8 protein-coding genes are annotated in these 14,413 nt (G+C 52.9%); 3 read left to right on the top strand and 5 right to left on the bottom strand.

Annotated elements, in window-relative coordinates:
- Entirely contained in the window at positions 1 to 678 is a 678-nt protein-coding gene (locus HF324_RS26725; protein ID WP_168861276.1) for a Crp/Fnr family transcriptional regulator, read from the bottom strand.
- A gap of 111 nt (positions 679 to 789) precedes the next feature.
- On the opposite strand from HF324_RS26725, the gene HF324_RS26720 reads away from it, so the two are divergent.
- The gene (locus HF324_RS26720) at positions 790 to 2,586 is read left to right on the top strand and encodes a chloride channel protein (protein WP_220100629.1); all 1,797 of its coding nucleotides are present in this window, start codon (positions 790 to 792) and stop codon (positions 2,584 to 2,586) included.
- Positions 2,587 to 2,864: 278 nt separating this feature from the next.
- Here the strand turns inward: HF324_RS26720 and HF324_RS26715 are convergent, their stop codons facing one another.
- Positions 2,865 to 3,698 carry a class I SAM-dependent methyltransferase gene (locus HF324_RS26715; RefSeq protein WP_168861275.1) on the bottom strand — a complete coding sequence of 278 codons (834 nt, stop codon included), beginning with the start codon at positions 3,696 to 3,698 and terminating at the stop codon, positions 2,865 to 2,867.
- Between the two features lie 171 nt (positions 3,699 to 3,869).
- On the opposite strand from HF324_RS26715, the gene acnA reads away from it, so the two are divergent.
- The gene (gene acnA / locus HF324_RS26710; RefSeq protein WP_168806046.1) at positions 3,870 to 6,605 is read left to right on the top strand and encodes an aconitate hydratase AcnA; all 2,736 of its coding nucleotides are present in this window, start codon (positions 3,870 to 3,872) and stop codon (positions 6,603 to 6,605) included.
- Between the two features lie 139 nt (positions 6,606 to 6,744).
- Here the strand turns inward: acnA and HF324_RS26705 are convergent, their stop codons facing one another.
- The 3 genes from HF324_RS26705 to HF324_RS26695 all read right to left on the bottom strand — a co-directional run bounded on the left by HF324_RS26705 (position 6,745) and on the right by HF324_RS26695 (position 13,049).
- A complete protein-coding gene (locus tag HF324_RS26705) occupies positions 6,745 to 8,979 on the bottom strand; it encodes a cation:proton antiporter (protein WP_168806044.1) in 2,235 nt (744 codons plus the stop codon).
- A gap of 150 nt (positions 8,980 to 9,129) precedes the next feature.
- Entirely contained in the window at positions 9,130 to 9,903 is a 774-nt protein-coding gene (locus HF324_RS26700; protein WP_168806042.1) for a response regulator transcription factor, read from the bottom strand.
- Entirely contained in the window at positions 9,885 to 13,049 is a 3,165-nt protein-coding gene (locus HF324_RS26695; RefSeq protein WP_168861274.1) for a ligand-binding sensor domain-containing protein, read from the bottom strand. Before HF324_RS26695 ends, HF324_RS26700 begins: the two co-directional genes overlap by 19 nt.
- 264 nt (positions 13,050 to 13,313) lie before the next feature.
- On the opposite strand from HF324_RS26695, the gene HF324_RS26690 reads away from it, so the two are divergent.
- A complete protein-coding gene (locus HF324_RS26690) occupies positions 13,314 to 14,339 on the top strand; it encodes a glycoside hydrolase family 43 protein (RefSeq protein WP_168861273.1) in 1,026 nt (341 codons plus the stop codon).
- Positions 14,340 to 14,413: the final 74 nt, after the last annotated feature.

Below are 14,413 nucleotides of genomic sequence, written 5' to 3'. Positions count from 1 at the left end.
TCAGGAGGCGGCTGTGAGCAGTTGTTGTAATTTTTTCTCCTGCAGGATGGTGATGGATTTTCCTTCCGCTTCGATGAGCCGTTGCTGGACGAAGTCCTGCAGCATGCGGTAGATGGTTTCGTAGGTGGTGCCTGCGAGGGAGGCGAGGTCCTGCCGGTTGATCGTAAATTGTTTGTGCCCGTATACCCGGCTTATTTCCAGCAGGGCTTCTGCCAGCCTGCTTTTTACGTCCATGTGCACGAGGTTGCGCATTTTCTTTTCCGCTTCCTGTAATTCCGCCGCATAAAACTGCATGAGCCGGTAGGTAAGGACGGGGTTCACTTTCAGCGAGGCTTCAAAAAACGCGTTGTCCACATAACAATAAGTGCCGTCTTCCAGGGCGGTGGCTGATACCGGGTACAGGCGCTGTTCGCTTCCAAAGCCGCGGTGACCGAGGATATCGCCCTTTTTGGCCAGCCGGATGATGAGTTCTTTGTCCGGTCCCCATTGTTTATGCACTTTCACTTTCCCGTCGTATAAAAAATAGATACCGGTGGCCGGATCGCCTTCACGGAACAGTATTTCCCCCTTTTTAAACGGCTGATGCCGCCGGTGGGAAGCCACGGCAGTCAACCATTCCGGGATCGCATGCTGGCACAAAAAACATGTCTTCAGATCGCAGGCCCTGTTTTTCTTCATGGTTGCAATAGTAATACTTTTTCAATGTTTTTACAGAAAAAATGCTAATTAATATGATTTGAATCATATTTTTGAGTTGAATTTGATTTTAAAGCATCATTTTTTCATTTCATGGATCATATAAATAGGTCTGAAAAGGCCGGAAAAGTATCGAGAAGAGTATTTTACCTGAGCATGCAGGCTTTGCTGAATGCAGTGCTGGTGGGTTTTGTGGCCAAGGGGCTGGTGCTCCTTATAGACCTGATCACCAATCTGTCGTTTTACGGGGAGTTTTCTTTTGAAGAGCGGGGGCCTGCGGGGCATCACCTGGGCTGGCTGGTGATCATGGTGCCGGTGATCGGGAGTGTTATTGTGGGTATCATGGCGCGTTTTGGCAGCAAGGCGATCCGCGGGCATGGTATACCGGAAGCGATGGAGAACATTATATTGAATGAAAGCCGGATACCGCCGGTGATCACGTTACTGAAGCCTTTGTCAGCCGCTATTTCCATTGGTACGGGCGGCCCTTTCGGGGCGGAAGGTCCGATCATCGCTACCGGCGGCGCTATGGGATCGTTTACCGGACAGGTGATCCATATTTCTTCCGCAGAGCGGAAAGTTTTGCTGGCAGCGGGCGCCTGCGCAGGTATGTCGGCCATCTTCGGCAGCCCGCTGGCGGCCATTCTGCTGGCGATAGAGTTGTTGCTGTTTGAGTTTTCCCCGCGCTCGGTGATCCCGGTGGCTTTGGCCTGTATTGCCGGCGCCGGTATGCACCTGTTGCTTTTCGGGAGTGATCCGGTGTTTGCGATGCCGGTTATTCCGGCGGTATCAGACACCGCGCTGGTGACTTATGTATTGATGGGGGCGGCCATTGGCGTGATAGCGGCATTGGTGTCCCGGTCGGTGTACTGGGTGGAAGATATGTTTGAGCATCTGCCGGTCCACTGGATGTGGTGGCCGGCGATCGGCGCCGTGGCTGTGGGGGGGATCGGTTATTTCGCTCCGCACACCATGGGCGTAGGTTATGATAACATTAAGACGCTGCTGGCTGGTCATGTGCCGTTAATGCTGATGTTGTCCCTTTGTGTGTTGAAATACCTGTCGTGGGTGATTTCGCTGGGCAGCGGCACTTCCGGCGGCACGCTGGCGCCGTTGTTCACCATCGGCGGTGCTTTGGGCGCGCTGATAGGCGTGGCGGTGCTGCAGCTTTTTCCGGGCAGCGGCATCAACCTGGCTACGGCGGCGCTGATAGGAATGGCGGCTATGTTTGCCGGTGCGTCGCGTGCGTTGCTGACAGCTATTGTATTTGCGCTGGAGACCACCGGTCAGCCGCACGGGCTGCTGCCGTTGATCGGCGCTTGTACCACCGCTTACTTTGTCTCTTTCTTTTTGATGAAAGGGTCTATCATGACAGAGAAGATCCGCCGCAGAGGAGTAAACGCGCCGGAAGAATATGTCCCCGATGTGATGCAGCAGATCAATGCCGCCATGGTGGTAGTACAGCCGGAGATGATGGTCAGGGATACGTTCACCGTGGCACAGGTAAATATCCTGCTCGATAATCACACTTATTATCAGCGGCACCTGCTGGTGACTGATGCTGACGGCCGTTTTACCGGTTACCTGGACCGGCAGCAGCTGCTCACGGCTGATGAAAATACCGTGGCAGGGCAACTGATATCACGCATGGCGCCGTTCGTGCTGCCGGGCGATGATATTAACATGGTGGCGCAGATAATGGAGAAATATCAGCTGAGCGTGCTGGCCGTGACAGAAGACAACCGATTGAAGGGCATGGTGACGGCGGCAGCTATCCTGCATACCTACAGCGAAAGGCAGCTGGCATCTGCCAGGTATCACTCCGCTTTCTTCGGCAATACCCGCCTGTTGCGGTTGATGGCGCGCGGAAAACGCCTGCTGGTGAGATAAGCAACCACTGCCCGCGGTGAAACACCACTGTGGGCAGGCTATTCATTCATCCGATGTGGTTTGACTAACGAAGACGAATACACGTCATTTTCCGGTCGCGGTTTAAAAAGAGGCGGCAGCCTGTGGTCAGGGGAAAGTTTGCGTTCGCCAATCATCCGTGGAACGAGCCGCCGGTGCGGATGACGGCAGCAGCGGCTGCGAAAGGGCTGGTGGTTATCACGCTATGATCGGTGAACAGGTGGCCGTAGGAAAGAGTTATCCTGTCTGCAGTGGTGGCTTTACAAATTGAAAACGGCCATTTCTATAATGCCGTGTCCCGGCTGAAGAAAAATGCGGTTGGCGCCGGTAAGTTTTTTCTCTGTTTCACAGAGCGGTTCCAGGTGTACAAGCCGCCCAAAGCGCCCTATCATATCGCGGACCTGTTGCCGGGTATTGAGATTGGCAGTCATGTTGAGATGGGTCTCCATCACCTTCAACAAATTACGATGGTACACCAGGTAGTTGTCCGGAACTTCCGTTAAGGACAGCGAAAAATCCATGACGCCGAGGTGGTGTTGCATAGGCGTGGTCAACAGCTGCATGACCTGTACACAGGCTTCATTGCTGATATAATGAATGACGCCTTCAAAAATAACGATGGCTGGTTCTTCCGGCACGTATCCTGCCTGCTTTAGCATCTTGTTCAGTAAAACAGTATCGGTCAGATCGCAGTGCAGAAAATACAGTGGTACTGTTGTATGCAGGATATCTTCATAGATTTTTTTCTTCTCTTCGATATAACCGTTGTCCACCTCCAGTATACGGCTGATACGGCGGGGGTAATTTTCCAGCAGGTAAAGCGACAGCGGGTCCAGTCCTGCGCCAAGGATCAGCACCTGTTGTACAGGATACTGTTCCATCCGTTGCCGTATTACTTCGCGGACTGCCTGCTTGCGGTAACAGATCATATCTGCCGCCGGCGGATAGGCGCGGGTGAGGTCGCGGGAAAGCCGGCTCGTCTCACTGAAATCAATAGCGTTGACATAGGCCTGTTCCAGTGGGCTGGTGTATAGTCTGATAGCCTGTTCCAATACCAGTCTCGAAGTAGCGGGAACTTTTAACTTATGGGTCATCAGAAATGGTTATTTTTATTGAATATAAGGCTTACGTGCGCATTAAGGATGCAGTAGATCCAATTACGAATTACGAATTGGGCTTACTATCGGAAAGCGGTGCCAGGAAGCGCTCAATAAGCGAGCACTCAATTCGTAATTCGCAATTCGTAATTGATAAAAATATAGCATATGAACGAACGTATAGCATCTCTCAGCAAACTGGAAAAGGAAGGCAGGCAGATATCCCGTTTACCTTTCTCCATCAGGATCTTACTGGAAAACGTATTGCGCAATCACGACAATTTCGCTATCACCGATGAACATGTGGAGACGCTGGTCAACTGGCAGCCTACACCGCCCGACAAGGAGATCCCTTTTAAGCCGGCGCGTGTGCTGATGCAGGATTTTACCGGTGTGGCCGCCGTGGTGGATATTGCCTCGATCCGCGCAGAAGTCATCCGTCGGGGAAAAGACGGTGCTAAAATCAACCCGGCCATCCCGGTAGACCTGGTGGTGGACCACTCCGTACAGGTTGATTTTTTTGCTACGGACTACGCTTACACAAAAAATGTGGCCTACGAGTACGAGCGTAACAAAGAGCGGTATCAGCTGCTTAAATGGGCGCAACAAGCTTTCGATAATTTTACGGTCGTGCCGCCGGGCATGGGCATCTGCCACCAGGTAAACCTGGAATATCTTGCACACGGCGTGATCTCCCGCGATGGGTGGGCTTTCCCCGATTCGCTGGTAGGGACCGACTCCCATACGCCCATGGTGAATGGTATCGGAGTGCTGGGCTGGGGCGTAGGCGGTATTGAAGCAGAAGCCGCCATCCTGGGGCAACCGATTTATTTCTCCTGTCCTCAGGTGATCGGTCTGAAGCTGACCGGACGGCTGACAGAGGGCGTTACTGCCACCGATATGGTGCTGGCCATCACCCAACTGCTGCGCAAGTACGGCGTGGTGGATAAATTTGTGGAAGTATTCGGTGATGGGCTCGACCATCTCTCCGTACCCGACAGGGCCACTATATCCAACATGTCGCCCGAATTCGGTTGTACCGTGACCTACTTCCCGATCGACGAACAGACTTTGCAATATATGCGCCGCACTAACCGCCCCGAAGAAGTGGTGGCACGGGTGGAAAGCTATTGCAAGGAAAATATGCTGTGGCGTCATGGCAACGAAAACATCACTTACTCAGATGTGATAGAGCTCGACCTTTCGAAGGTGCAGTCCGCCGTAGCAGGCCCTAAGCGGCCGCAGGACCGTATCCTGGTGAAGGACCTGCATTCGGAATTCGAAACGTTGCTGAACAAGGAGTTTAAAAGGATGTACACCCCAGAAGGCAAACGCCGCGACACGGCGTGGCTGTCAGAAGGTGGTTCCGGTACCGCATTCACCTACGAGATCCAGAAACACACGGAAGAAGTGGCGGTGGAAGTGGACTACCTGAAATCGGTACGCATCAAACTGAAAAATGAAGAATATGTGCTGAGCGATGGCGCTATCGCTATTGCGGCCATCACCAGTTGCACCAATACCTCCAATCCGAGTGTGATGATAGGCGCCGGGCTGGTAGCTAAAAAAGCGATCAGCCGCGGCCTGTACGTGAAGCCCTGGGTGAAGACAAGCCTGGCGCCTGGTTCCCGCGTGGTGACAGAATACCTGAAACGTTCCGGTTTGCTCTACGAACTGGAGGCGTTGCGTTTCCACGTAGTAGGATATGGCTGTACTTCGTGTATTGGTAACAGTGGCCCGCTGCCGCCGCATATCGCTGAAGCAGTGGACAAAGGCAGCCTGATTGTGGCTTCTGTGCTGTCAGGCAACCGTAACTTTGAAGCGCGCGTACATCCGCAGGTGAAGATGAATTTCCTTGCATCGCCGCTGCTGGTAGTAGCTTATGCCATTACTGGCCGGGTAGATGTGGACCTGCTCAACGATCCGCTGGGGTATGACCCGAACGGTGAACCGGTATTCCTGCGGGACATCTGGCCTACACAGGACGAGATCAACGAAGCCGTTGCCGCCGCCGTGAAACAGGAAGACTTTAAAAATACCTATTCGGTGATCTTTGACGGGGATGACCAGTGGCAGGGCCTACTGGCGCCTACAGGGCAGGATTATCACTGGAGCAACGACTCTACCTATATCAAGGAAGCGCCGTTTTTCCACGACCTGCCGGATACGCCGTCAGCCGCCGAAGATATTGTTGACGGCCGCGTGCTGCTGATGCTGGGCGATTCAGTTACTACCGACCATATTTCGCCCGCCGGCTCTTTCAAAGCAGACACGCCTGCCGGTAAATACCTGATAGACCGCGGCATCGACCCAAAGATGTTTAACTCCTACGGCTCCCGCAGGGGGAATCATGAAGTGATGGTCCGCGGTACCTTTGCCAACGTACGCATCAAAAATGCGCTGTCGCCCAAAGAAGGCGGGTTTACCACCCTGATGCCGCAGGGCATGGTGCTGCCGGTGTATGACGCCGCCATGCAGTATGCCGCAGCCAAAGTGCCGTTGATCGTTCTCGCCGGAAAAGAATACGGCAGCGGTTCTTCGCGTGACTGGGCGGCCAAGGGCGCCAACCTGCTGGGTATAAAAGCCGTTATTGCGGAAAGTTATGAACGTATCCACCGCAGTAACCTGGTAGGCATGGGCGTATTGCCACTGGAATACGTGGATGGCCAGACAGCCGCTTCCCTGGGGCTTTATGGCACGGAAGCCTATTCCATCACCGGCATCGCAGAAGACCTGACACCCGGTAAAATTGTAACGGTAACGGCTACACCTGCCACCGGTGACCCGGTCGTTTTCCAGGCCAAATGCCGGCTGAATTCCGCTATCGAAATTGAGTATTATAAAAACGGCGGTATACTGCAATATGTGCTGCGCGCGTTTTTGTCCCGCAAAGAAGCGAAGTAGGCAAAGAGCGCTAAGATTATGTTTTAAGATATATAAGAAAGCAAAGGAGCGGAGATCAGCTTTGGTCTCCGCTCCTTTGTTTTCTCTGCTCGCTTATAATAATCTTAGCGCTCTTTGCTCACTTTCTCCTTTTGCGTGATTATTTCTTCGCGAGTTCTGAAATCTTCTTCCGGTCTCCCACCAGCCACACTACATCTTCCCATTCGAAAGCCATATCAGATGGCGGGTTGAGGATACGTTCGCTACCGCGGGCGATGCCTACCACGAGAGCATTGGTCCTTTCGCGGATGCCGGAGCTGCGGATGGTCTGTCCTTTCAGGCCATTGTGTTCATCTACCACGATGCTGGTTAGGCCTACGTTGTCGTCTGCCATGTCGTCGCTTCTTTCGACCACGAGCGTGTTCACTACGCGGTTGAACTCTTCCAGCTGCGCTTCCGTACCGATGGCCACGATCACGTCATTCGGGAACAGTTTTTCCTGCCGGGTGGGGGCGTAGATGGTGATGTTCCCTCTTTTGATAGCGCCTACGTTGATGCCGTACTTTTCCCGTAGCTGCAGGTCTACCAGCGGCGTGTCGATCAGTGAAGACCAGGGGTTGATCTCTATTTCAGAGACCTGTGCATCCCAGGGCAGCAGATCGGCTGCCGGCGTTTTTTTGGCGGCATCTGCTTCTTCGCGGGCGTTCAGGTTGGAAAGGAAACGGTGTTCAATGCGGTTGTAATATTTCTGCAGCTGTTGACGCAACGCCAGCAGCACCAGCAGCATCACCAGCGAAGTGCCCAGCAATGCCTGCCAGAAAGGAAAGAACTGGTTGAGCAGGAAACCTACCAACAGTACCGCTATCACGTTACGGATAACTTCCACCACTACCAGCGGACCGCGGTTGTACTTGGAGTCGAGCCACAGCGCTTTATAGGCGATGCCCTGTACTTTTTTGATGGTGAGCGCGGAGATAAACGGCGCCATCATGGCGATAGCCAGTATCACGGCAATCAGTTTGGCCAGCAGCTGGTTCTCCACATATTTTGCGATGAAAGGCCCTACGTAATAGGTGTTGAGCAGAATGATGGCAATCAGCACCACACTGTTGAGAATGATCACTTTCAGGTAGGCATTGAGCACAATGCGCCAATCGCTTTCCGCCTGCAGCGTTTGTGAACTGGCAGAGTAGCGGTTGAGCGCCAGCAGCCATTTTTCCGGGATGATCTTCGACAGCCAGTTGTACATCGGTGTGGAGAAACGGATCATATACGGCGTGGTGAAGGTCGTTACCGCGGAAACACCCACCGCCACGGGGAACAGGAAATCGCTGGTGACACCAAGCGTCACGCCCAGCGTGGCGATGATAAAGGCAAACTCGCCTACCTGCGCCATACTCATTCCCACCTGCACCGCCTCTTTCAGCGGCCGGCCGGATAAAAGCGCGCCCGTAGAGGTGCTGATAAATTTACCGAAGATAGTCAGCAGTGTAATCCACAGCACGGGCCAGCGGTATTCTATGATCATCTCGGGATTGATGAGCATCCCCACAGACACAAAGAAAATAGCGCCGAACAGATCTTTTACCGGTTGTATGAGGTGTTCTACTTTTTCAGATGAGGTAGTCTCCGCGATGATGGACCCCATGATAAACGCACCCAGTTCCGCAGAAAAGCCTACCTGCGTGGCCAGTATCACCATGCCCAGGCAGAGGGCGATGCTGAGGATGAGCAGCGTTTCGCTGTTCATGTATTTCTCCATTTTTTTCAGGAAAGTAGGCAACAGGAAGATGCCTGCCAGGAACCATACCGCGAGGAAAAACATCAGTTTGGCAATGGTGAACAACATCTGGGAGCCTTCAAACTGTTTGCTGACCGCCATGGTGGAAAGCAATACCATCAACAGGATCACTACAATGTCTTCTATCACCAATACGCCGAATACGATTTTGGTAAAGGGTTTTTTCTTGATGCCCAGTTCATCAAAAGCGCGGATGATGATAGTCGTGGACGAACTGGCGAGCAGCCCGCCGAGAAAGAGACTGTCCATGGTGCTCCAGCCCATCAGTTGACCGGTGAAATATCCGGCCACGGTAATACAGGCTATCTCAGTGAAGGCGGTAATTGCCGCCGTGCCTCCCACACGCATCAGTTTTTTGAAGCTGAATTCAAGGCCAAGGGAAAATAACAGAAAGATAACGCCGATCTCAGACCATATTTTTACGCTCTCCCCGTCGCTGATGGAGGGGAAAAGGTGGAAGTTAGGGCCCACGATAAAGCCGGCGATGATGTAACCTAATACCATGGGCTGTTTCAGCCGCCTGAATAATAGTGTAATAATACCTGCCGCTCCAAGGATCAATGCCAGGTCAATAATCAATTTCGGTAGATGCATACAGTAAAAATCGATTTATAGATTGCGTAATGTACGGTTATGTCAGTGCGTGTAAACGCCCCGGCATAATGTGTTAAAGCCAATTGTCGAATCGCTGAACTTCGCTAATATATTATTTTTTCAGGGGGTTGACAAGCGAAAAGTAACAAACTATTTCCTCGCCAGGTACTCCGATGGCAGCATCCCGAACTGTTTCTGAAAATTACGGCTGAAGTTATTCAGCGATGCGAAACCGGTCATTTCGGCAGCTTCATTGACTTTATAATAACCGCTGTCCAGCAGCATAGCGGCTTTTTTGAGGCGGGTAAGGCTGATCAGTTCATGGGGGGTAAGGTCGGAGATGACCTTTATCTTGCGGTACAGGGTAGGACGGCTCATATTCATTTTATCGGCAAGGACTTCCACATCGAGATTGACATCGGTGAGATGTTGCAGGATGATCTCATGCAGCTTGTCGAGGAAAGCTTCGTCGGCGCGGGAGATGGCCATGCTGCGGATATGTGCGGCGGGGGAAGTGGCGAAATGGTCGCGTACTTTTTGCCGGTTGCTGAGCAGGCTGGCGATCTGTGCTTCGAGGTGGGCAGGAGAGAAAGGTTTCTCGATGTAAGCGTCGGCGCCCAGTTCGAGGCCTTCGATCTTGGATTGGAGGGTATTGCGGGCGGTGAGCAGTATTACGGGGATATGACTGTATTCCACATCTGATTTAATCTGGCGGCACAGCTCAAAGCCGTCCATTTCCGGCATCATTACATCACTGACCACCAGCTGGATGGCGCTGTCGCGCAGGATGCCCAGCGCGGTGACGCCGTCCTTTGCGGTAATGATGTGGTATTTGTCCTGCAGGTCGTCGGCGATAAAATCAAGGATTTCCTGGTTATCGTCTACCAGCAGCAGCTGGGGCCGGGTTATGATATGCTTTTCCATTTGCTGAGATTAAATTCTATTTCCTGATGTATAGGCAATGTCAGTACAAACACATTGCGATGATCGATGTATTGCAGCTCCAGTGTGCCCTGGTGCAACAGGGCGAGCGACCGGGCGATGGATAAACCGAGACCGGTGCCGGCTTGGTTACCGGCGCCTTTGCCGCGGAAGAAGGGCTCAAATATTTTCTCCTTCATTTCGGCAGGAATGAGCGGCCCGTCGTTGTGGACACGTATGGTGAAATGCGCTGCGCCGGGGCCAACCGGCAGCAATTCTGTCCACACCTCGCCGGCAGCGTATTTGATGGCGTTGCTCGTAAGGTTGCTGATGATCTTGTTAAACGCTTCGATATCGATGTATGCATGGAAGGTAGTTACGGGAAGGGCTATACGGAACTGCAGCTCCTTCTGTTCGGCGGCAGGGATAAACTGCAGGTGTATTTCCTGTAGCAACGCCGGGATAACGGCTTTCACGAAATTCAGTTTATAACCGTTGATCTCTGTACGCCGGAAATCGAGCAGCTGGTTGGTCAGCTCCAGCAGCCGGTTGGTATTCCGCTCCATGATCTGGAGGTTCTTTTGCACCTGCGGTACTTCACCGGAGCGTTGTATGACCTTTTCCATCGGACCTTTGATCAGTGTCAGCGGTGTGCGTATCTCATGGGCGATGTGTGTGAAAAATTCAATCTTGGCCTGGTACAGTTCTTTTTCTTTTTCATGTTCCAGCAGTTCCATGCGGCGCTGCTGCTGCTGGCGGTTGCGCTGCCGGTAATGACGGAAGATAAGCCAGGTGAGGCTGCAGAGTGTCACCAGGTAAAGCGCATAGGCTGGATAACTGGCCCAAAAAGGTGGCAGAATGCGGATGGTCAGCTGCCGCGGGGCGGTGGTCCATTGCCCGCTGTTATTGGCGGCTTTCACCAGGAAATGATACGTGCCGGGCGCCAGTTTGGTGAAAACGGCTTTGCGGTTAGCCTCCAGGTATGTCCAGTCTTTATCCAGGCCTTCCATCTTATAAGCGTAGGGCGTGGTTTCGGGTGCGCTGAAGCGAAGGGCGGCAAAGTCGATGCTGAAAGACGACTGGTCGTATGCGAGCGTAATGGTATCGGTGTAGTTAATGGCCCTGGGCAGTACGGGATTGCCGGGCAGCAGTGGTTTGTTATATACCTGGAAACCGGTGAGGTATACCGGTGGTATGTAGTTGTCGGCTGGCAGGCTGGCGGGGTTGAAGCGGATCATTCCTTTTACGCTGCCGAAATACATGGTGCCGCAACTGTCTTTATATGCTGAGTTGTAGTTGAACTGGTCGTTGAGCAGTCCGTTGGCTTTCGTATATACTTTGATGTTACCGGTAGCGGGGCGCAGGTGTGCCAGCCCTTTGGAAGTGGTGATCCACAGATCGTGCTGGTCATCTTCCAGCAGGTTATAGGTCATATTGCTCAGCAGGCCGTTGCGGGTGGTATACCGTATAAAGCGGCCGGTGGCCTTGTCCAGCCGGCACAGGCCTCCTTCGGTGGTGAACCAGAGCTGGTGGCGGCTGTCTTCCAGGATATGGTCTACGCGGTTGTTAGGCAGGCTGGTACTATCGGCGTTGTTGTACAGGTATACGCCCTTGCTGCCGGTGCGCGGATTAAAGTAATACAGCCCGTCCCGCGTGGTGCCCGCCCAGTAAGTGCCATCGCTGTCCTGGTACACGCAGGTATAAAAGAAGTAATCGGGCACTTCTTTTATGAGGGCGAAACCATCGCGCTCAGGAAGGTAACGGTAAAGCCCCCTCGAAGTACAGAAAAGGATTTCACCATGCCTGTTCTGCGTAATGCTGTAGATGAAGTTGCTGCGCAGGTCGTATGGGCCGTTGCCTGCGGCATAGTGACGGATGAATTTCCCGTTGCGTACATCCATCAAATCGAGGCCGTGCTCGAAAGTGCCGATCCACAGGGTGTCTCCGGTGACCAGCAGGCCATGCAGATTGGTGTGCGACAGGCCGCCACCGCCGGGTGACGGCCGGATACGGGTGATGTTGCCGCTGCGTATATCCATGCTGTTTAGCCCGCCGTCTTCTGTCCCGATCCAGAGGCGGCCGTAGCGGTCGGGACATATTTCCCGGACAGCATTGCCGCCCAATGCGTTTTCGCCGGTGCGGGGAAAAAACTTTTCAAAAGCAGTATAGGATTCGGTAAAATAATTGACGCCGCCGAAATACGTTCCTGCCCAGATGCCGCCCTCCCGGTCGCGGTACAGCGTATATACCGCATTATCGGAAATGGAGTAAGGGTCGTTGTATTTTTTGCGCAGATTAACATAACTGCTGTCAGCCGGATGGTAGATATAAATGCCGCTCTCCGTGGCTATCCAGTATTCGTTTGGACCGCGGCGCAGGAAATCGCGTACGTACGTGCCCGTACCTTCTGCTGTACGGGTGAGCAGGTCCTGGTAAGTATGCAGCCGGGTATTGAACAGTTTGAGGCCCTGCGTGGTAGTGCCTACCAGGATGGTGTCCGGGCCGGCGGCGGTCATTCTGGTGATCCAGGTGGACGTTGGGGCAGGGGAGTGGTTGAACAGGGGATAAGCCGTGAACCGGTCTGTTTGCCTGTTATACTTAGCTATCTGCCCTTCGGGCGATGTCAGCCATATGTTGCCATCAGCGGCCCTGCAGAGGGAGCTGGTCTGTGGATAATGTGCCGGTGCCGCCAGTTCGCCGGTACGGGGATTGTACCGGTACAGTTTCAGATCGTCGCTGAACCAGATATTACCGTCGAGGTCTTTGTCTATCGCGAGGATAATGCCGGGTTGCGCTTTGATAGCGGTAAACTGCTCCGTGGCCGGATCATAGGCATACAGGCCCTTGTCGGTACCTATATACAGCAGTCCGTCGTTGTCCTCCCATATCACTGAAATATAGTTGCCGCCGATACTGCCCGGCAGCTGCGGGTCGTGGCGGAATATGCGGAAAGTATACCCGTCGAACCGGTTGAGGCCGTCCTTTGTGCCAAACCACATAAAGCCCTGCCTGTCCTGCCAGGAACAGATCACCGCATTATTCGACAGCCCGTTCTCCACCTGGTAATGAACAAAGTTGACAGACTGGCTGGTTGCCTGGAAACCGGCAACCAGCAACAGAAAAATGATAATACAACGCAACAGCAACAATCAAAAGGTTTTTATAAAGATAACAGTCAATTACGAATTACGGATTACGAATTACGAATTGGAGGCTTCCTTTATAGTGCGTTTATGTAGTAGCCTTTCCAATAAGAAATTCTCAATTCGTAATCCGTAATTCGTAATTCCAAAAAATGAGACAAATTGTAAAAAGATTGAGACGAAAAGGTGTACGAGCAACCACGGTATTCTTTTTCTTTGGAAAATAGTTTAAGCGTTGTTTGTACGCTTAAATCAATCAAAATCTATGTTATGAAAGGCGGCTACCTGTTCACCTTATATCTTCTTTTACTGACCATGCCCGGCTTTAGTCAGCCGGCAAAACCGGACACAGCCGCAACTTTTACCAATCCGTTGCTGCCGGGCGGCCCCGATCCCTGGGTGATACAGGACAAGGGCATATACTATTACATGGCCACCACGGGCCGTAATATCACCATCCGTAAAACCAAAGCTATGTCCGCCCTGGCTGCTGCACCGGCCACTGTAGTGTGGACACCACCGTCCCAGGGGCCCGATGCCCGTGATATCTGGGCGCCGGAGCTGCACCGCCTTGATGGTAAATGGTATCTGTATTATACTGCCGGCTCGTCGGACAGCGTGCATCCGCAACACACCTTCGTACTGGAAAATACGGCCGCCGATCCTACTACCGGCACCTGGGTCAGCAAAGGGCAGGTCCGCGATACGGCCGCCGATGATTTCGCTATCGACGGGACCGTCTTTTCGTATAAAGGACAACGTTACTTTATCTGGAGCGGGCATAATGGCAAAGACAACGTACAACGGCTGTATATCGCCAGGATGAAAAACCCATGGACACTGGTATCCGGTCGCGTGGAAATTGCCGCGCCGCAGTACCCCTGGGAGAAAAACGGGATCAACGAAGGCCCGGAGATACTGCTTAACCAACAAAAAGACGTATTCCTCGTATTCTCTGTCAGCGGCTGCTGGACAGACGATTACGCCCTTGGGCTGCTGCGTCTCAAAAAAGATGCAGACCCGATGGTGGCGGCCAACTGGACCAAGATGCCGGAGCCCATTCTCACCGGTAAACCGGAAAATGGCGCTTTCTCTCCCGGACATAACGGTTTCTTCAAGTCGGCCAACGGGAAAGAAGACTGGATCATCTATCACGCCAACTCCCGCGCGGGACAAGGCTGCGGTGGTCAGCGCAATCCCCGTATGCAGCCCCTCGCCTGGGACCGTAACGGTCTGCCGGTCATCGGCGAACCGGTGAAAATCGGCGTAGCACAACGTAAACCCGGCGGAGAGTAAATCAATTACGAATTACGAATTACGATGAAAGCTGCTTCTTCATTCGGAATTCGCAATTGAATTCGTAATTCGTA

It is taken from the genome of Chitinophaga oryzae (assembly GCF_012516375.2).
Lineage (GTDB): Bacteria > Bacteroidota > Bacteroidia > Chitinophagales > Chitinophagaceae > Chitinophaga > Chitinophaga oryzae.
The sequence above is the reverse complement of the archived record's forward strand: the minus strand, read 5'-3'. Positions and strand labels throughout refer to the sequence as shown.

Bases quoted from the DNA above. Each gene is read 5' to 3' on its own strand.
- HF324_RS26690 (WP_168861273.1), top strand. From the start codon at position 13,314: ATGAAAGGCGGCTACCTGTTCACCTTATATCTTCTTTTACTGACCATG.
- HF324_RS26700 (WP_168806042.1), bottom strand. From the start codon at position 9,903: ATGGAAAAGCATATCATAACCCGGCCCCAGCTGCTGCTGGTAGACGAT.
- HF324_RS26705 (WP_168806044.1), bottom strand. From the start codon at position 8,979: ATGCATCTACCGAAATTGATTATTGACCTGGCATTGATCCTTGGAGCG.
- HF324_RS26725 (WP_168861276.1), bottom strand. From the start codon at position 678: ATGAAGAAAAACAGGGCCTGCGATCTGAAGACATGTTTTTTGTGCCAG.
- HF324_RS26720 (WP_220100629.1), top strand. From the start codon at position 790: ATGGATCATATAAATAGGTCTGAAAAGGCCGGAAAAGTATCGAGAAGA.
- HF324_RS26715 (WP_168861275.1), bottom strand. From the start codon at position 3,698: ATGACCCATAAGTTAAAAGTTCCCGCTACTTCGAGACTGGTATTGGAA.
- acnA (WP_168806046.1), top strand. From the start codon at position 3,870: ATGAACGAACGTATAGCATCTCTCAGCAAACTGGAAAAGGAAGGCAGG.